Below are 17,541 nucleotides of genomic sequence, written 5' to 3' on the forward strand. Positions count from 1 at the left end.
CGACCACCGCCGCCCGCCGTGCCCGCTTCGGAACGGCGATGCTGTTCTTCACGAACGGCGCCATCTTCGCCAACCTGCTGCCGCGCTACCCCGAGATCGTCGAGCAGCTCGACCTCAGCAAGGCGGTCTTCGGGCTCGCCGTGGCCGCGTTCCCGGTGGGGGCGCTGCTCGCCGGGCTGAGCGCCGGTGCGCTGATCCGGCGGTTCCGCTCGTCGCGGGTGGCGGTGGTGGCGACGGTGCTGAGTGCGGCGGGCATCCTGATCGCGGCATCGGGGTCGTCGTGGGCCGTGCTCGCCGGCGGGCTCTTCATCGCCGGCGCGATGGACTCGATCACCGACGTCGCCCAGAACTCCCACGCGCTCAGGGTGCAGCGGCTGTACGGGCGCTCGATCCTGAACTCGTTCCACGCGATCTGGAGCATCGGCGCCGTCTCGGGCGGGGTGATGGGGGCCGCCGCCGCCCAGATCGCGGTGCCGATCCCGCTGCATCTCGCGGTGAGCGGCGTGCTGTTCACGGTCGTCGCCGTGGTCGCGTACCGGCTGCTGCTGCCGGGTCCGGAGCCGGTGGAGCTGGTGGAGCCGGTGGAGCCGGTGGAGCCGGTCGGGGCCGCGGCCGCGCCGGAACGCGCATCCGCCCCTCGTCGCACGGGCCGCCTCGTCACCTACGGGGTGCTGCTGGCGCTCGTGGTGATCGCCTCGGCCGGCGCCGTGGTCGAGGATTCGGGTGCGTCGTGGTCTGCGCTCTACCTCTCGGGGTCGCTCGAGACCTCGGCGTTCGTGGCGGGCATCGGCTTCGTGGCCCTGCAGGGCATGCAGTTCATCGGGCGGATGCTCGGCGACCGCCTCGTCGACCGCTTCGGCCAGCGCGCGGTGGCCCGCACCGGCGGCGCGATCGTGCTGGTGGGCATGGGGCTCGCGCTGGCGTTCCCCTCGGTGTGGGGCACGATCGCGGGCTTCGGGCTGGCCGGGCTCGGGGTCTCGACGCTCATCCCGGCGGCGATGCAGGCGGCCGACGAGCTGCCGGGGTTCCGGCCGGGCACGGGGCTGACGATCGTGAGCTGGCTGCTGCGGCTCGGTTTCCTGGTGTCGCCGCCGCTCGTGGGGGCGGTCGCGGATGCCACGAGCCTGCGGGTGGGGCTCCTGATCGTGCCGGTGGTGGGGTTGCTCGTGGTGGTGTTCGCGGGGGTGCTCTCGACGCGGCGGGCGCACGCGCACTGAGCGCGGCGGCGGCGTCCGCCCCTGCGCCTGCACCTGCGCCTTGGCCGTGACAAACGTCATGGGCGAAAGGTGACAGGAGGCCGAGGCACCTCGGCCCCGCCGCCGCCAGCATGAGGACATGACCTCCTCCACCACCCGCCCACCCGCCGCGATCGACGCGCGCGGGGTCGTCAAGAGCTTCGGCTCCGTGCACGCCGTGCGCGGCGTCGACCTGACCGTCCAGCCCGGCGAGATCGTCGCCTTCCTCGGCCCGAACGGCGCCGGCAAGACCACCACGATCGACATGATCCTCGGCCTGACGAACGCCGACGCCGGCTCGATCGAGGTCTTCGGCCACACCCCGCGTGGGGCCGTGGCCCGGGGGCTGATCTCAGCCGTGCTCCAGACCGGTGGCCTGCTGAAGGACATCACCGTGCGCGAGACGGTCGAGCTCACCGCGAGCCTGTTCGCCGAGCGGAGGCCGGTCGACGAGGCGCTGGAGCGGGCGGGCATCCTGGAGCTGGCGAACCGGCGGGTGGGCCTGTGCTCGGGCGGCGAGCAGCAGCGGCTGCGCTTCGCGATGGCGCTGGTGAGCGACCCGGCGCTGCTCATCCTCGACGAGCCGACCACGGGTATGGACGTCGAGGCGCGCCGCTCGTTCTGGAGCGCCATCCGCGCCGACGCCGCCCGCGGGCGCACCGTGATGTTCGCCACGCACTACCTCGAGGAGGCCGACGAGTACGCCGACCGCATCGTGCTGATGAGCCGCGGCAGCATCGTGGCCGACGGCACGACGGCCGAGATCAAGAACCTCGTCTCGGGGCGCGTCGTGCAGCTGACCCTGCCGAACGCCGACCTCACCGCGCTGTCGGCCGTGCCCGGTGTCGACTCGGTCGAGACCGCGGGCGACCGGGTAACGGTGCACACCCGCGACTCCGACGGTCTCGCCCGGCACCTGCTCACGACGACGGAGGCGCGCGACCTCGAGATCACGGCCCAGAACCTCGAGAGCGTGTTCCTCGCCCTCACCACCGAACCCGCGGCATCTATCGATGCCCCCACCCACCTCGCGGCATCCGTCGATGCCCCCCTGAACGGAGCAGCACGATGACCGCCATCACCCTCGACCGCCCGGTCCCCGCCCTCGGCGGGTTCACCCTCACCTACCTGCGGCTGGAGCTGGTGCGCAAGATCCGCAATCCGCGCGGGCTGTTCTTCACCGTCGCGTTCCCCGTGCTGATGTTTTTCATCGTCGGCTACCAGCTGCTCGACACCCCCCTCACCGACACCCCGATCGCGGCGGGTGGCGTCTCGGTCGCCGCCTACATCATGGTGTCGATGGCGATGTACGGCGCGATGATGTCGGCCACCCAGACCGGCGCCTCGGTCGCCGCCGAGCGGGCGCAGGGCTGGACCAGGCAGCTGCGTCTCACCCCGCTGAACCCGCTCGTCAACGTCGCGGTGAAGACCATCGCCGGAATGATGTTCGGGCTCGTCGCCATCATCGCGACCTACCTCGTGGCGATGATCGCGGGCGTCGAGCTGTCCGCCGTGCAGTGGATCGTGTCGGGGCTCGCCGCGTGGCTGCTCGCCGGAGCGGTCTTCACCACCCTCGGACTGATGGTGGGCTACATGGTGCCGGGCGAGAACGTCGCCCAGATCACGAGCCTCGTGGTCGTGCTGCTCGCGTTCCTCGGCGGACTGTTCTTCCCGCTGTCGAACATGCCCGACTTCTTGCAGACGATCGGCAGGCTGACCCCGGTCTACGGCATCGGTGAACTCGCGCGCTCACCGCTGACGGGCGAGGGCTTCGACCTCGGCGCCCTGATCAACGCGGTGGTCTGGCTCGCGGTGTTCGTGGCGGGGACGGTCTACTTCTTCCGCCGCGACACCCGACGCAGCTGAGTGGGCGGCCGCGGCCGTACAGTGAGCGTGATGAACGACGTCGAGCGCACCCGCACCCCCGCTGCCGCGGCGGCGAGGCCCGTGGGGTTCTCCGACCGCGGGTGGTTCATCGGTGCGGGCATGTCGCTCGCGTGGACGGTGCCCATCCTCATCCAGATCTGGGCGCGGCCCGCCCTCGTCGACCTCGTGCCGACGCTGCTCGTGGTGGTCTTCTCGGCGATGTTCCTGGCGACCGTGCCGGTGATGCGCCGGCTCCCCACGGGTGCGGCGCGGTTCGTGCCGGCCGGGTCGCTGTTCGTGGTGAGCCTGCTGCTCGTGCCGTGGATCGGCGCCGACGTGCGATGGCTCTGGACCTTCGTGGGCGTCGCGATCGCGGTCTCGCGCCTGTCGTGGTGGAGACTGTGGGCGACGCTTCTCGTGCTCGCGGGCCTGACCTTCGCCGTCGGGGTGTGGGACGACGCCGACGTCGGCCTCAGCGCCCTGAATGCGGCGGTCATCCTGTCGGTCTCGGTGATGATGGCGACGCTCACCGGCAACATCTCGACCCTCGACCGCCTGCGTGCCGCCCAGGACCAGGTCGCCGAGCTCGCCGCCGAACGCGAGCGCAGCCGGGTCGCGCGCGACGTGCACGACATCCTCGGCCACTCGCTCACCGTGATCATCGTGAAGGCCGAGCTCGCCGGTCGACTCCAGGATGCGGGTTCCTTCGCCGCCCGCAGCGAGATCGCGCAGATCGAACAGCTCGCCCGCGGTGCGCTGGCCGACGTGCGGGCGACGGTGCACGGCTTCCGCGGCGTGAGCATCAGCGGAGAGCTCGCCGCCGCCCGCGCCGCCCTCGAGAGCGCGGACGTCTCGGCCGACCTTCCCGGCTCGACGGAGCAGGTGCCCGCCGACCGGCGCGAGCTCGCCGGCTGGGTGGTGCGCGAGGCCGTGACGAACGTGGTGCGGCACTCGGGCGCCCGCACCTGCCGCGTGCGACTGGACCCCCGCGGCATCGAGGTGGCCGACGACGGCTGCGGCCCGTCGGCCGCAGCCGAGTCGGGTTCCGGGCTGACCGGTCTGCGAGAGCGCGTGGAGGGTTCGGGCGCACGATTGACGCTCGGCCGGAGCGATCTCGGTGGCTTCAGGGTGAGGGTGACGTGGTGATCCGGCTGCTGATCGCCGACGACCAGGCGCTGGTGCGGGGGGCGCTGGCCGCGTTGCTCGATCTCGAGCAGGACATCGACGTGGTGGCCCAGGTCGGTCGCGGCGACGAGGTCGTCGAGGCTGTGCGAGCATCCGGAGCCACCGTCGCCCTGCTCGACATCGAGATGCCCGGCATCGACGGCATCGCCGCCGCGGCGCTGGTGGGGGCTCAGCTGCCGGAGTGCCGCGTGCTCATGGTGACCACCTTCGGGCGACCGGGGTACCTCGCTCGCGCCATGCAGGCGGGCGCGGCCGGATTCGTCGTGAAGGACACCCCGGCGGCGGAACTCGCGGACGCCGTTCGCCGGGTCTCGATGGGGCTCCGGGTGGTGGATCTGCAGCTGGCGGCGGAGTCGCTGGCGCAAGGGGACTCACCGCTCACGGAGCGGGAGACCTACGTGCTCGCGGCGGCGCGGCAGGGCGGCTCGATCTCCGACGTGGCCCGGGCGGTGCACCTGTCGCAGGGCACGGTGCGCAACCATCTGTCGAGCGCGATCGGCAAGACGGGCGGGAAGAATCGGGCGGATGCGGTGCGCGTCGCAGAGGAGCGGGGTTGGCTCTGAAACGAGCAGTCATCGCTCAGTCTTAGCCCTGGGCGCTGACGCGCTGCTAGCGGGTCCTCGGGTCCATGTCCTGTTGCCAGACCGCGGTGGCGCCGCTGTGGCCGATGAGGACGGCCTGCACCGTGGTGCCGGCGGATGCCACGAGGGCCAGCGCGATCAGGACGATGGGGATCCATCGAGGGCGGAGGCGGGGGCGCTCCGGGGCGCGTCGGGCATCGGCCGACGAAGCCGAGGCGGCGGCGCGGGCGCGCTTCTCGGTGAGGTTCCACCAGAGCAGCAGGCCCGCCACCACGACGAGGCCGATGACCCAGGGCAGCAGGCCGTCGGCCAGGGCCGAGTGCGTCTCGATCAGGTCGTTCTCCCCCACCCGCTCCTCGAGGCGCTCGCCCGACTCCTTCGAGATCGGCACGAGCGCGAGGGCTACGACCGCCACTCCCAGCGGAAGGTACCCGGCCCAGCGCCGGAACCGAGGCCAGACGGCGGTCAGCAGCACGAGCACGGCGGCCAGCGGTACCACCACCTCCGTCGCATGGACTACGAGCGGATGGAGGGGCAAGCCGAAGAAGGTGTCGAACACGATGCCAGCCTCATAGCCGATTCTTCGAGAATTCTTAGACGGCTCCCGAGGCGCCGAGGAGTGCGCCGATGGCGTAGGTGGCGGCGAGCGCCAGGGCTCCGCCGAGGACCACGCGGAGGGTGGCCCGCCGGCGCGAGCTGCCGCCGATCGTCGCGGAGAGGGTGCCCGTGATCGCGAGCGCCACCAGCACGGCCACGAAGGTCACCGGCACGCGCCACTCGGCGGGCGGCAGCAGGATGGCGAGCAGCGGCAGGACGGCCCCGATCGTGAACGCGGCCGCCGAGGCCGCGGCCGCATGCCAGGGGCTGACGACGTCGTCTTGGTCGATGTTGAGTTCGGCCGAGAGGTGGGCGGCGAGCGCGTCGTGCTCGGTCAGCTCCACGGCCACCTGCCGCGCCGTGCTCTCGCTCAGCCCCTTGGCGCGGTAGATCAAGGTCAGCTCGTCGAGCTCCTCGGTGGGCATCTCGCGCAGTTCCGCGCGTTCCTTCGCGATCAGCGCGCGCTCGCTGTCGCTCTGGCTGCTGACGGACACGTACTCCCCCAGCGCCATCGAGATCGCGCCACCGACCAGACCCGCCACACCGGCGGTCAGGATCGGTCCGGTCGCGCTGGTCGCTCCGGCGACCCCGACCACGATCGCCGCGACCGAGACGATCCCGTCGTTCGCTCCGAGCACGCCGGCGCGCAGCCAGTTCAGGCGCTGCGCGATGCCGCCGCGGTGCGGCTCGTCGGGATGGGGTGCGGGAAGACCCGTGGCGTCAGTCGACATGCGCTTACTCAAGCACCTCTTCGCCGGAGAAGGCGCCTAAGAAAGCTGGAAGAATTCAGGACGATCGTTGGGAGGGTCAGCAGACGGCCCCAGCGAATCGAGCGGATCATGAGCCTCAGGACCCCACCGGCCCCGGTGTCCACCCGACGAACGGCCGTTGCGAGCGATTCCGTCGCTCGCGACCGCCGCACGAGGACGCGGCGACGACTACGCGCGGCCGACGCCATGGTGGCGCTCGTCTGGGCATCCGTCGCCACCGCCGTGGCGCTCTGGCTGGCGTACGGCGGTGTCGCCCAGGTGACGGATGCCGGGTCGGCAGTGACCTCGGCCGGAATCGTCACGGGGCTGATCGGCACCGATCTCCTCCTGCTGATGCTCGTGCTGGCCGCCCGCATCCCCGTGATCGATCGCGTGGTCGGTCAGGACGCAGCGATGGCCCTGCACCGGCAGCTCGGCAAGCCGGCGTTGTACCTGATCCTCGCCCACGGCATCCTGCTCACCGTCGGCTACTCGCTGAGCGACGGCTCGAACGTCGTCGCCGAGACGATCGCCCTGTTCGAGGGCCCCGACCTGGCCCTGGCCTATCTGGCACTGGGGTTGCTTGTCGCGGTCGTGGTGACCTCAGTCGTCGCGGTGCGGCGCCGGTTCTCCTACGAGGCCTGGCACCTCGTCCACCTGCTGAGCTACCTGGCCGTGCTCGTCGCGCTGCCGCACCAGTTGAGCGCCGGCGGAGTGCTCGCCGCCGGCACCGCGCAGCGGATCTACTGGATCGGTCTCTACGCCCTGGCCTTCGGCGCGATCGGCGTCTTCCGCTTCGCGGTGCCCGCGTGGCGCAGTCTGCGGCACGGCATCCGGGTCGCCGGAGTGGAGACTGTGGCGACGGGGGTGGTCTCGATCCACCTCGTGGGCCGCGACCTCGACCGGCTGCAGACCGCCGGCGGGCAGTACGCGATCTGGCGGTTCTGGTCGGGCGGCACCTGGTGGCACGCGCATCCGATCTCGTTCTCCGCCGTGCCGACCGCGATGGCGGCCCGAATCACGGTTCGCGACCTCGGCCGGGGCAGCGCCGCGATCAGCCGGGTGCGCCCGGGCACCCGGGTCTCGTTCGAGGGCCCCTACGGCGTCTTCACCGATGCTCACCGGGTCGCCCCGCGGCTGGCCGTGGTCGCGGCGGGGATCGGTGTCACGCCCATCCGCTCGCTGCTCGAGCACTCCCCGCTCAGGCCGGGCGAGGCCACCGTGCTGCTCCGGGCGACCGAACCGAGCGGGAGCTATCTCTGGCACGAGATCGGAGCGCTCCCGAGCATGCGGCGCAGCGCCGTGTACTCGATGCTGGGCTCCCGCCCGCCCGGGCTGTCGACCTGGATGTCGGCCGACGCCCTCGGCCGCGGAGTGACGATCACCAGCGTGTTCCCCGAGCTGCTCGACTCCGACCTGTACGTCTGCGGGCCGTCGGCCTGGGCCGAGCTCGTCGCCCGCGACGCCCGCGCCGCCGGTCTGCCCGAGTCGCAGCTGCACGTCGAGAGGTTCGACTGGTGAGGGCGCGCGCGCTGGTGCTGAGCGTCCTGTCGTCGGTCGCCGTGCTGACGGTGGGCTGGCAGCTCGGCACCCAGAACCAGCAGGCGCCGAGCGCGTCGGTTCCGGATGCGGGGGCACCCGGGCCGGTCGCCTCGTCGACACCGACACCGACACCGACACCGACACCGACACCCTCCACCTCGACCCCGGCCTCGGTATCTCCGTCCGCCTCGGCGCCCACCCCCGCCGGGGCCTCGGGCACGTTCACCGGCAGCTCCGTGCAGACCCGCTACGGCGCCGTGCAGGTGCAGATCACCGTCGAGAGCGGCACCCTCACCGACGTCACCGCACTGCACCTCACCGACGACGACCAGCGCTCCGTCTCGATCAGCAACCGTGCGGCCCCCGTACTGCGTCAGGAGGTGCTCTCCGCGCAATCCGCGAACGTGCAGGGCGTGTCGGGTGCGACCTACACGAGCGACGGCTACCTCACCTCGCTGCAGTCGGCCCTCGACCAGGCCGGGCTCTGACCGTGGGCGTGCACGTCTTCACCACCATGGGCACCACGGTGAGCCTGCGCTTCGCGGGACCGACGGCGGCCGCATCCGCTCTCGCCGGCGTCGAGGACGCCTTCGACGAGCACGACCGCCGCTTCAGCCTCTATCGCCCCGACTCCGAGCTCAGCCGGGTGGCCCGCGGCGAACTCGCCCTCACACGCTCGAGTGTCGAGCTGCGCGAGACCTATGCCGAGGCGATCGACTGGTCGGCCCGCACCGGCGGCGCCTTCACCCCGCACCGGCCCGACGGGGTCATCGATCTCTCGGGCACGGTGAAGGCCCGGGCGATCGCGGCGGCGGCCCACCGCCTCGACGCGGCCGGCGAGACCGACTGGATGCTCGTGGCCGGCGGCGACATCCTGGTCGCCGGGGCGATCGGGGGCGAGCCCTGGCGGGCGGGCGTCGTCGACCCGGACGACCGGGGTGCTCTGCTCACGGCGGTGGAGCTCGGTGGGCGACGCCTCGCTCTCGCGACCTCGGGCACCGCCGAGCGGGGCGAGCACATCTGGCGCGGCGCCGGCCGCGCATCCGCCCCCTACAGCCAGGTGTCGGTGCTGGCCGAGGGGATCATGACCGCCGACGTGCTGGCCACGGCACTGGTCGCCGCCGGGCCGGAGCGATGCCAGGAACTGGTCGACCGCTTCGACCTCGAGGTGCTGACGGTCGATCTCGACGGCGCACTCACCGCGACCGCCGGCTTCACGCAGGCACGCGGCCTCGCGCGCTCATGAGCACGGAGGAGTCGCCTGCCTATACTTCGACCATGCCCGAGCGCGCCCGCATCCTGCTGGTGGAGGACGACGCGCGCCTGGCTCAGCTGCTCGAGCAGCTTCTCGCCGGGGAGGGCTACGACACGGTGCTCGCCCGCGACGGTCAGCGGGCGCTGCACGAGGGACTGACCCAGGAGTTCGACGTGGTCGTGCTCGACCGGGGCCTGCCGGTGCTGGAGGGGCTGGAGGTGCTGACTCGGCTGAGGAGCCGGGGCATCCTGACGCCCGCCCTCGTGCTCTCGGCGCTCGGCAACCCGGCCGATCGCGTCGAGGGCCTCGACCGGGGCGCTGAGGACTATCTCGCGAAGCCCTTCGACATCGACGAGCTGCTGGCCCGGGTGCGCGCGCTGCTGCGCCGCCACCGCAGCACGGTGCCCACGCTGGCCCTGCCGGCCGGCTCGCTCGACGTCGGCGGGCGAACGGTCACCACTCGCGACGGCCACACGGTCACCCTCTCGGAACGCGAGACCGACCTCCTCGAACGACTCGCGCGGCGCCCCCACCAGGTGTTCGAACGCGACGACCTGCTCGCCACCGTGTTCCCCGACGCCGACGACCCCGGCGTGGTCGACACCTACGTGCACTATTTGCGCAAGAAGCTCGGGCGAGGCAGCGTGACGACCGTGCGCGGGGTCGGCTACCGGCTGGGGCCGCTGCCGTGACCGCGGCACGGCCGGACGACCTCCGGCGGGCATCCCTGCGGCTCACGGCGCAGTTCACCGCGCTCGTTCTGGTGCTGCTGGCGATCGTCGGTGCCGTGGTGTTCGCCCTCGTGAGCACGAGCATCGCCGAGGCGGACCAGCGGACCCTGACGACCCTCAGCCAGCTGGACTCGCCCGGGGACGCCCCCGCCGGCTCGTACCTGTCGATGATCGACGGGCGCAGCGGTGACACCCTCATCTCGTCGAACGCCATCCCTGCGGGCCTCGTCGACACCTCGGCGATCTCCACGGTGGCCGCCGGGGGCGCCGACGTGAGCATCAGACGGAGCGTCGACGGGCACGACTACCTCCAGCTCACCACCTCCGACACGGGTGACCGCAACCACGATCGCGTGGTGCAGGTCTCCCTCGACCTCCGCGAGAGCGGGGAGGAGCTCGGGCGACTCGCCACCGCGCTGATCGTGGGCGGGCTGCTGGCCGCCGTGCTCGCGTTCGGGGCCGCCTACCTGATGGCGCGACGGGCCATCAGACCCCTGTCCGACGCGCTCGCGCTGCAGCGCCGCTTCGTCGCGGACGCGAGTCACGAGCTGCGCACCCCGCTGACGCTGCTCAGCACCCGCGCCCAGATGCTGCGGCGACGGAGCGGGCCCGAGCTGCCCGATGACGTGACCCGCTCGGTCGACGAGATCGTCACGGACACCCGGGCGCTGACCGAGATCCTCGAGGACCTCTTGATCGCCGCCGACCCTCGGAAGGCCGCCGACCCGACGCCGGTCGACCTGGCGGCCACGGCCGACGAGGCGGTCGCGCTGCTCCGGGACGGGGCGGCGGGCCGCGGGCTCCGCCTGTCCCGGGACGGGGCGGCCGTCGCCGTCGAGACGATCGGCAGCCGCGCGGCGCTGCTCCGGCTCGTGATCGCCCTCGCGACGAACGCGCTGGACCACGCGCGCAGCGAGGTGACGGTGACGGTCACTTCGGCGGCGAGCGGGGACGCGGTCGTCCGGGTCGCCGATGACGGGCCCGGGTTCCCGCCCGAGGTCGCGGCCACCGCCTTCGAGCGCTTCGCGAGCGGCCGCGCGGCCGCCGCCGCCGGGGTCGACGCCGACCCGGACACCGGCACCGACGCCGCCCCGGAAACAGCCGTCACCCGCCACTACGGCCTGGGCCTCGCGATCGTCGCCGAGATCGTGCGCCGCCACCACGGCACCGTGCGGATCGAGCATCCGCCGAGCGGAGCGTCGATCGTCTGCGTCTTCCCCCGCAACCGCCGACCCGCACGCGGGTGAGCGCAGCGGAGTCACGACCTCTTGCGGCGAGGGATCAGCGGCGGCACATCGAGGGTGGGGACCGCTCTCTTCATGAACTTGTCGAAGTCGGGCACCGTAAACGCCGCGTAGCCGTGCTCGGGCGTGTAGAGGAGACCCATCTCGATCAGCTCAGCGCGGGTCGGGCCGAGCTGAGTGGACGTCCGTCCCATGAGTGACGCCACATCTGATGCCTTCTGAGGCTCCGATCCGAGCTCGGCCATCGCGCGCATGTAGGCGGTCTGCAATGGGGTCGCCCGGTCGAGTCGAACCCGGAAGAACGAGGTGTCGAGCTTGGCCCCGTATGCATCGCGGGCGAGTTCGACATCGCCGCGGGTGATACGGTTCCCGGTCGCGACCGTCCACTCTTGATAGCCCAGCTCTTGGATGAAGTACGGATACCCGTTCGTGATCTCGACCGCGAGATCGACCGCGTCGCCGTCATAGACGGCCCCTTCGGCCGCTGCAGTTTCGACGAGCGCAGCGCTCGCGTCGGCGCGATCGAGCGAGTCGATCCGGGGGAACGTGAAGAGACGCTCCGCGTACGACTTCGCGTCGCCCGCCAGTTCGGCGATCTGTGGGAGCCCTGCGCCGACGAACGTGACAGGAAGACTTCGCTGCACGATCTTGTGCACCGCCTGGATGATGGCCTCGAGCTGCGGTGCGTTCAGGAACTGCACTTCGTCGAGGAGGAGCACAACCCCCTTGTCCTGTTCTGCCGCAGCCTCTCCGAGTGCTACGAGGACATCGGTCAAGTCCATCCCGAGGTCACCGTGATCGGCCGACCCCTCGGCCGGAGGCACGTCCCATCCCATGGACCACGTGCCCTCAGCATCGACCGATACGGCGAAGGCGCTCAGCACCTCCGCCGCCCTGCGCCCGATCGCCGTCCACCGCGCCCTCGGCGACAGTCGGAGCAGCGCAGCCTTGAGCTGAGACGCCATCGTCTGACGGAAGCGGTTCTCCCCGTGCTTGACCGCTTCGAACTCGATGACCTCCCATCCTTCCCTCTGGGCGATGGAACGGAAGGAGTTCAGAAGCACCGTCTTACCGACACCTCTGAGGCCGGTGATGATCATCGACTGCTCAGTGCGACCGCGGCGCAGGCGATGGAGCAGGGTGGTGAATGCGGCGGTTTGCTCGTCTCTGCCGATCAGGATCTCGGGGCGCGCGCCCGCGTTCGGCGTGTACGGGTTGTCGATCGCATCCATGCGGTGAGGTTGTCCGGTTTAGATGGCTTTATCCATGGTCAATAAAACGTTCTAAACTTCGCAAATCACCCCGGTCGGACGACGGCGACGGGGAGTTCTCCCCATCGACCCGCGCAGACGCCCGGGATAGGGTCGCAGCACACGGCACGCGGAAGGGGTGAGCGGGATGACGGGATTCGTGGGGGCGGACGTCGCCGAGCTGCGGCGGCTGGCGAAGTCGGTGGCGACGAGCGGGGAGCGGCTCGCGGCCATCCGGTCGGCGCTGACGAGCGACATCGGCCGAGCATCCTGGGGCGGACCCGACGGCGTCGAGTTCACCTCGACCTGGAACGGGCAGCTGGCGCCCGCACTGCAGAAGGTCGGCGCGGGGCTCGCCGCCGCAGCCGAGAGCCTGCTGCGCAACGCCGACGAGCAGGATGCGACCAGCCAGGAGGGTGCCGCCGGCGGCGGGACCGGCCCGGTGCTGAGCACCATGCCTGCCTGGGTCGGCGGCGGTCAGACCCCCGTGTTCAGCACGATGCCCGCCTGGTTCGACTCCGGCACGAACCCCTTCTCGCCCCATGGGCCGGGCACCGACCCCGTGACCACGGGTGACGGCCAGTACACGATCGGCCCACCCGACCGACCCACCTTCCAGTGGGACGAGGACTTCGAGTACGACTCCGAGAGCCCGAACCCGGGCGACTACGTCTCGGCGGCGGAGTGGAAGGCCAAGCTCGCCGGCGCGGGCATCCTGAAGCGCGACCTCGACGACGGCATGGACGCCTACTCGCACTACTGGGACAACACGGGCGACCCGTGGGAGTTCGACTACGAGGAGGCCGTGCGCGAGGACCCGGTGATCGCGTCGAACGTGCAGAGCGAGATCGAGCGCGCGCAGGCGGCGGCCGACGAGCTGATCGGCTCGGGTGGCGACTCCTTCCAGTTCACGGGCGCCGCGTCGGCCGGCGACGGCTACCCCGAGACCGAGAACTGGCAGAAGGCCATCGGCGGCTACCAGCAGTGGTCGAGCGGAGACGTCACGGTCGACGGCGACCAGGCCACGATGGTCGTCACCGTGCACGCCGAGGACCACTACAACTTCAATCGCGGACAGGCCGACATCGCCTCGAACGCGTCCGATGACGAGAACGGGCGGTTCACCGAGCTCGGCTGGGCGAAGCCGTTCGACAGCTCGGGATCGGTGACCCGCACGGTCACCTGGACCGTCGGCGACCCTGGGTCGGTGCAGGTCTCGGAGCCGGAGGAGCCCAGTGGCCGGTGATCGAGCTGCGAAGCGCCGGGTCGCCGGCCCGGTCATGCTGGCGCTCAGCGTCGGGCTGGCGCTCGGCGGATGCGCGGGCATCCTGTCGCCCGGCCAGGCCGGCACCCCCCGAACCGACTCACGAACCACGGAGGCCCCGATGAGCACCGACAGCGGCAGCAGCACAGGCACCGACAGCGGCAGCAGCACCCAGCGCAGCGGCACCGGTGAGCTGCGCACCGACCTCGAGCCGCTCACCTCGCGCTTCCCGCTGCTCGCCGACGCCGAGTCGGTCACCTGGATGTCGGGCACGCTCGGCGACGACTCGGTGCCGGGCCCCTCCACCTACTGGATCGACGCCGTCGTCACCCTGCCCGCCGCCGACGCCGAGAAACTCGCCGCCGACACCCAGCCGGCGCCGGCCACCGCCGACCCGGTCGTCGAGAGCGGTCTCGAAGCCGCACTGCCGGACGGTCCGTACCTCACCTCGGACGCGCTCGACGCGGCGTTCTCGCCGGGCGACATCCGCACGACGGCGCACCTCGCCGCCGACGGCCGCACCCTGGTGCTGCGCAGCGTCTTCCAGTGACGCGGGCCGACCCGCGCCGGCAGCGGGTCGGTCGACCCCGCGTCAGTCCCCCGACACCGAGTCGACGACGGCGGCCGCGAGCTGCGGCAGCAGCGCCTCCTGGCCCGGCGTGACCCGCACCGCGACCCAGGCGTTGTCGACGAGGATGCTCACCTGGTCGCCCGCCGTCGAGACGAAGGCCTCGCCCGGGTAGCCGGTCGTCGGCGTCCAACCGCCCCCGCCCACCGGGGTCGACTCGCGGAAGTAGCCCGCGCCGCCCGGCAGCACCGACGCCCAGACGGTCGGCGCCGTCTCGCCCGACCAGGCGCAGCCGCAGCCGCCGACCTGACGGTTGCTGCGGAAGCTCGCGAGCGCGTACTCGCCCTCGTAGCTGCGGTAGACGTGGGTCGTCCCGTCCCCGACGATCTCGGCCACACGGCCGAGGGGGATCAGCCCGTCGCAGTCCGTCGCGCCGGGGAGGTCGGCCCCGGCCGGGTGCCAGAGCGGGCCTGGCTCCCCCGCCGCGGCCACCGCGGCGACCGCACCGGCGAACGCGCTGCGCGCCGCCGCGACCAGCTCGGGGGTGACGGCCCCGGAGGTCGGTGACACCGACAGGCGCAGCCCGTAGCCGTCGACGTGGTCGATCAGGCCGCAGATCGGGAAGGTGCCGCCGACCCGGCAGAACTCCTTCGACTCCGGCCCACCGCCGGGGATCGACGAGGCGCCCCCGAAGGTCTCACCGTTCGCGGTCCAGGCGTAGTCGTCGTCGGTGACGTCGGGCACGATCGTGAGCCGGGCCGACGCCGGGTAGCGGCCGGGCGGCACGTCGGGGCCCTGGAAGGCGCACCGGAGCGATCCCGCCCGCGCGTCGGCGAAGTCCAGAGGGTCGCTTCCGCCACGCACGACGGGGTCGAGCGCCCCGCCCGCCAGCGCCTCCGCCGTGGCCTCGGGCAGCACCGTGTCGCAGCCGACCGGCACGCGCACCGGCGCCTGCGGGAAGTCTCCGCAGCCCGTGAGCGCTGCGACGCCGGCGCCGAGCGCGTTCGGTCCGCCGAGCAGCGTCACCCGGTCGACCCCCTGCTGCCGCAGCGCCGCGAGGGTCTGCTCGGGCACGCAGTCGGTGCGCACCGCGTAGAGCGGGGCCCCGACGCTGCCCGCGACGGCCGAGCCGGCCAGGGCGTCCGGGAAATCGGATCCGGTCACGAGGAAGGCACGCTCGGCGCTGGCGAAGCCGTCGAGGTTCACGGCGGCCGAAGTCGCGAAGCGGTCGTCGCCGCCGATCCGCCTGGTCGTGGCGACCGTCTCGAGGTCGGCCTCGAGGGCGGGGGTGACGGATGCGGGTCCGCCCACCACGACGGCGTCCTGCACGCCGAGTCGCGTCATCAGGTCGCGGGTCGGGGTGTCGAGCGCCGACGCCTGGCCGTCGACCAGCAGCACGGGAGCGTCGTGGAAGCCGGCGGCCGCACCCGCGGTGAGCGCGTCGGGGAAGTCGCGTCCCGTGGCGACGTAGGCGGTGTCCGCACCCGCCCCGAAGGCGTGCTCGGCGACGGCCAGCGAGGTCGAGAAGCGGGTGTCGCCCGCGACCCGCTCGACCGACGGGGCCAGCGGGACGAGGGCCGAGATCACGGCCCGGCCGACCGCGGCGGGACCGCCGACGACGACGATGCGCTCGGGGTCGAGTCGCGTGATCTCCTCGGCCACCGCCTGCGGCAGGGTGGCGCCCGCCGTCAGGAGCAGCGGGCCGCCCTCGACGGCCGCCGCGGGACCGGCGGAGAGCGCATCCGCGTACCCGGTGCCGGTGACGACGTAGACCACGGGGGCCGTGGCCGGATAGGTCGCCTTCGAGATCGCGACGGCGGTGGCCGTGCGGTCGGCGCCGGCGACGCGGTCGACCGCGGGAGCGGGGGCATCTGCGGGTGCCGCAACCGCCCCCAGCGGCACGGCGAGCGCCAGCGCCGCCGTCACCGCCAGCCCGCCCAGTATCGTTCCTGCTCGTCTGCGTGCGCGACCGGTCATCGTCGTCCCCCTGTGTGTCCGACGGCGCCCACCACACCGTCGGCTTCAGTGTGGTCCAGGAACGACCCATGCGCCAGCCGCGCGCTCCAGCCGAGCGCGCAGCCGGCACGCGCATCCGCTCTGCTTGAATGGGGGCATGCCGAGCCCCCTGCCGCCCGCCGACCGCCCGCGCTGGACCTCGGCGCAGTACTCGTACCTCGCGCTCGGCCTGAACGGCGGCTGCCTGATCGTGCTGTTCGCGAACCTGCTCACGCGCAACGAGTTCTGGCAGGTCGCGGTCGCGCTGGCGATCGGTCTGCTGCTGCTCGGCGGCCTCTCGGCGTTCCAGGCGCGACGCCTGCGCCTCAAGGAACGCCGAGAGCTGTAGTCCAGCGGCCGCGCGACCGGCTACCGCCGCAGCGTGTCCTTCGGCCGCTCGCCGAACCGCGCCGAGTACGACGCCGCGAAGCGCCCCAGGTTGCCGAAGCCCCAGTCGCGCCCGATCTCGGCCACGGTCGCCGACCCCGGGTCGCGCTCGAGCAGCTCCTGGTGCACCCGGTCGAGCCGCACGTTGCGCAGGTAGGTCGACGGCGACATGCCGAAGTGCCGTCGGGTCGCCTGCTGCAGGGTGCGGGTGTGGATGCCCGCCGCCTCGGCCGCGTCGGCCGGCGCGATGGGGTCGTGCGCGTGGTGGTGCAGGAAGTCCAGCGCGACCCGGGTGCGCCAGGCGGCCGGGGTGCGGATGCTCTCGGGGACGTCCCACGCGCGCCACGGGAACAGGCGCAGCAGCACCCGCGCGAGGTCGAGCTCGGCGGCGAGCCGCACCAGCGGGCCGGCGCCCACCCGGGCGATCGCCTGCGTCGCCTCGCTGACCGCCGTGCGCCACCGGTCGAGCACCGACGGGTCGGCCGGAGCCGCGTAGTCGAACGACACCGGCTGCACGGGGCCGTCGTGGAACTCCGTCGCGACCTTGTCGAGGAAGTCGGGGGCGAAGTGGATGAGGTTCTGCCGGTGCGGTTCGAACTCGAGGCTGAAGCGCCGCTCGGAGGGCAGCAGCAGCGGGTCGGAGGTGTCCGATCCGCGCCGGATGATGCGCCGCAGATCGAGCGTGCCGCCGCCGCGGCGGAACCAGCCCACCACGTACTCCTGCAGGTGCAGCACGTCGCCGCTGAGGATGCCGGAGCACTCGGAGGTGCGGAGGGTCACCCGCTCGTCGCCGATGTAGGCGTAACGGTAGGTGAAGTCGCCCGACGTCGCGCGCACGCGGAGATTGCCGCCGCCGTACGCGTCGGAATAGGTGGTCGCCGCCTCACGCGGGTCGGCGCCCGCGCTCTCGAAGCGGCGCAGGGCTCCACCGGGTTCTTGGCCTGCTGTGTAGGTGCTCGTCGTTCTCTCCATCTCGAAGACGGCGCGGCGTCCGGGGCGGGTCTGCCCGGTCGCGGAATACGCGGTCACAGATAAGACGTAGAGAACGAACGTTTCGTCACAACTTTCGCAAAACGGATACCTCGGACGGGG

Annotated in this window: 18 protein-coding genes; 13 read left to right on the top strand and 5 right to left on the bottom strand. The window is 72.3% G+C overall.

The annotated features are described in order from the left end of the window. Positions 1 to 38 precede the first annotated feature (38 nt). The 5 genes from NVV95_RS14165 to NVV95_RS14185 all read left to right on the top strand — a co-directional run bounded on the left by NVV95_RS14165 (position 39) and on the right by NVV95_RS14185 (position 4,849). On the top strand, positions 39 to 1,217 hold the full coding sequence (locus NVV95_RS14165) for an MFS transporter (RefSeq protein WP_259487272.1): 1,179 nt from the start codon (positions 39 to 41) through the stop codon (positions 1,215 to 1,217). A gap of 118 nt (positions 1,218 to 1,335) precedes the next feature. After that, a complete protein-coding gene (locus NVV95_RS14170; protein WP_259487199.1) occupies positions 1,336 to 2,307 on the top strand; it encodes an ABC transporter ATP-binding protein in 972 nt (323 codons plus the stop codon). Then, entirely contained in the window at positions 2,304 to 3,101 is a 798-nt protein-coding gene (locus NVV95_RS14175; RefSeq protein WP_259487200.1) for an ABC transporter permease, read from the top strand. The genes NVV95_RS14170 and NVV95_RS14175 overlap by 4 nt, the downstream gene beginning before the upstream one ends. A gap of 30 nt (positions 3,102 to 3,131) precedes the next feature. After that, complete coding sequence (locus NVV95_RS14180; RefSeq protein ID WP_259487201.1) at positions 3,132 to 4,247, top strand: sensor histidine kinase; 1,116 nt, start codon at positions 3,132 to 3,134, stop codon at positions 4,245 to 4,247. Beyond that, positions 4,244 to 4,849, top strand: a complete 606-nt coding sequence (locus NVV95_RS14185) for a response regulator transcription factor (RefSeq protein WP_259487202.1) — start codon at positions 4,244 to 4,246, stop codon at positions 4,847 to 4,849. Before NVV95_RS14180 ends, NVV95_RS14185 begins: the two co-directional genes overlap by 4 nt. Before the next feature lie 46 nt (positions 4,850 to 4,895). Here NVV95_RS14185 and NVV95_RS14190 read toward each other — a convergent pair whose 3' ends face one another. After that, positions 4,896 to 5,426 (bottom strand): DUF2231 domain-containing protein, encoded by a 531-nt coding sequence (locus NVV95_RS14190; protein ID WP_259487203.1) that lies wholly within the window; start codon positions 5,424 to 5,426, stop codon positions 4,896 to 4,898. Between the two features lie 34 nt (positions 5,427 to 5,460). Beyond that, positions 5,461 to 6,195 (bottom strand): VIT1/CCC1 transporter family protein, encoded by a 735-nt coding sequence (locus tag NVV95_RS14195; RefSeq protein WP_259487204.1) that lies wholly within the window; start codon positions 6,193 to 6,195, stop codon positions 5,461 to 5,463. Between the two features lie 225 nt (positions 6,196 to 6,420). Here NVV95_RS14195 and NVV95_RS14200 point away from each other — a divergent pair, with 225 nt between their 5' ends. The 5 genes from NVV95_RS14200 to NVV95_RS18425 are packed head-to-tail and all read left to right on the top strand — an operon-like array spanning position 6,421 to position 10,988. Continuing rightward, the gene (locus NVV95_RS14200; RefSeq protein WP_259487205.1) at positions 6,421 to 7,734 is read left to right on the top strand and encodes a ferredoxin reductase family protein; all 1,314 of its coding nucleotides are present in this window, start codon (positions 6,421 to 6,423) and stop codon (positions 7,732 to 7,734) included. Continuing rightward, the gene (locus tag NVV95_RS14205) at positions 7,731 to 8,243 is read left to right on the top strand and encodes an FMN-binding protein (protein ID WP_259487206.1); all 513 of its coding nucleotides are present in this window, start codon (positions 7,731 to 7,733) and stop codon (positions 8,241 to 8,243) included. Before NVV95_RS14200 ends, NVV95_RS14205 begins: the two co-directional genes overlap by 4 nt. Positions 8,244 to 8,245: 2 nt before the next feature. Beyond that, positions 8,246 to 9,001 carry an FAD:protein FMN transferase gene (locus tag NVV95_RS14210; RefSeq protein ID WP_259487207.1) on the top strand — a complete coding sequence of 252 codons (756 nt, stop codon included), beginning with the start codon at positions 8,246 to 8,248 and terminating at the stop codon, positions 8,999 to 9,001. Positions 9,002 to 9,033: 32 nt separating this feature from the next. Beyond that, a complete protein-coding gene (locus NVV95_RS14215) occupies positions 9,034 to 9,702 on the top strand; it encodes a response regulator transcription factor (RefSeq protein WP_259487208.1) in 669 nt (222 codons plus the stop codon). Further along, entirely contained in the window at positions 9,699 to 10,988 is a 1,290-nt protein-coding gene (locus NVV95_RS18425; RefSeq protein WP_269909052.1) for a sensor histidine kinase, read from the top strand. Before NVV95_RS14215 ends, NVV95_RS18425 begins: the two co-directional genes overlap by 4 nt. Before the next feature lie 11 nt (positions 10,989 to 10,999). Here the strand turns inward: NVV95_RS18425 and NVV95_RS14230 are convergent, their stop codons facing one another. Beyond that, positions 11,000 to 12,217: an ATP-binding protein gene (locus NVV95_RS14230; protein WP_259487209.1), complete on the bottom strand. Its 1,218-nt coding sequence runs from the start codon at positions 12,215 to 12,217 to the stop codon at positions 11,000 to 11,002. A gap of 166 nt (positions 12,218 to 12,383) precedes the next feature. On the opposite strand from NVV95_RS14230, the gene NVV95_RS14235 reads away from it, so the two are divergent. Together NVV95_RS14235 and NVV95_RS14240 are read left to right on the top strand one after the other, a co-directional pair. After that, positions 12,384 to 13,481, top strand: a complete 1,098-nt coding sequence (locus tag NVV95_RS14235) for a hypothetical protein (protein ID WP_259487210.1) — start codon at positions 12,384 to 12,386, stop codon at positions 13,479 to 13,481. Further along, on the top strand, positions 13,471 to 14,049 hold the full coding sequence (locus NVV95_RS14240; RefSeq protein WP_259487211.1) for a hypothetical protein: 579 nt from the start codon (positions 13,471 to 13,473) through the stop codon (positions 14,047 to 14,049). Before NVV95_RS14235 ends, NVV95_RS14240 begins: the two co-directional genes overlap by 11 nt. A 42-nt stretch (positions 14,050 to 14,091) precedes the next feature. Here NVV95_RS14240 and NVV95_RS14245 read toward each other — a convergent pair whose 3' ends face one another. Then, entirely contained in the window at positions 14,092 to 16,044 is a 1,953-nt protein-coding gene (locus NVV95_RS14245) for a cell wall-binding repeat-containing protein (RefSeq protein ID WP_259487212.1), read from the bottom strand. A 136-nt stretch (positions 16,045 to 16,180) separates the two neighbouring features. On the opposite strand from NVV95_RS14245, the gene NVV95_RS14250 reads away from it, so the two are divergent. Continuing rightward, positions 16,181 to 16,411, top strand: a complete 231-nt coding sequence (locus tag NVV95_RS14250; RefSeq protein WP_259487213.1) for a hypothetical protein — start codon at positions 16,181 to 16,183, stop codon at positions 16,409 to 16,411. A 20-nt stretch (positions 16,412 to 16,431) separates the two neighbouring features. Here the strand turns inward: NVV95_RS14250 and NVV95_RS14255 are convergent, their stop codons facing one another. Then, positions 16,432 to 17,478, bottom strand: a complete 1,047-nt coding sequence (locus tag NVV95_RS14255) for an AraC family transcriptional regulator (protein ID WP_259487214.1) — start codon at positions 17,476 to 17,478, stop codon at positions 16,432 to 16,434. Between the last annotated feature and the right edge of the window lie 63 nt (positions 17,479 to 17,541).

Origin of the sequence: Herbiconiux gentiana, assembly GCF_024978135.1 — a bacterium.
Classification (GTDB): domain Bacteria; phylum Actinomycetota; class Actinomycetes; order Actinomycetales; family Microbacteriaceae; genus Herbiconiux; species Herbiconiux gentiana.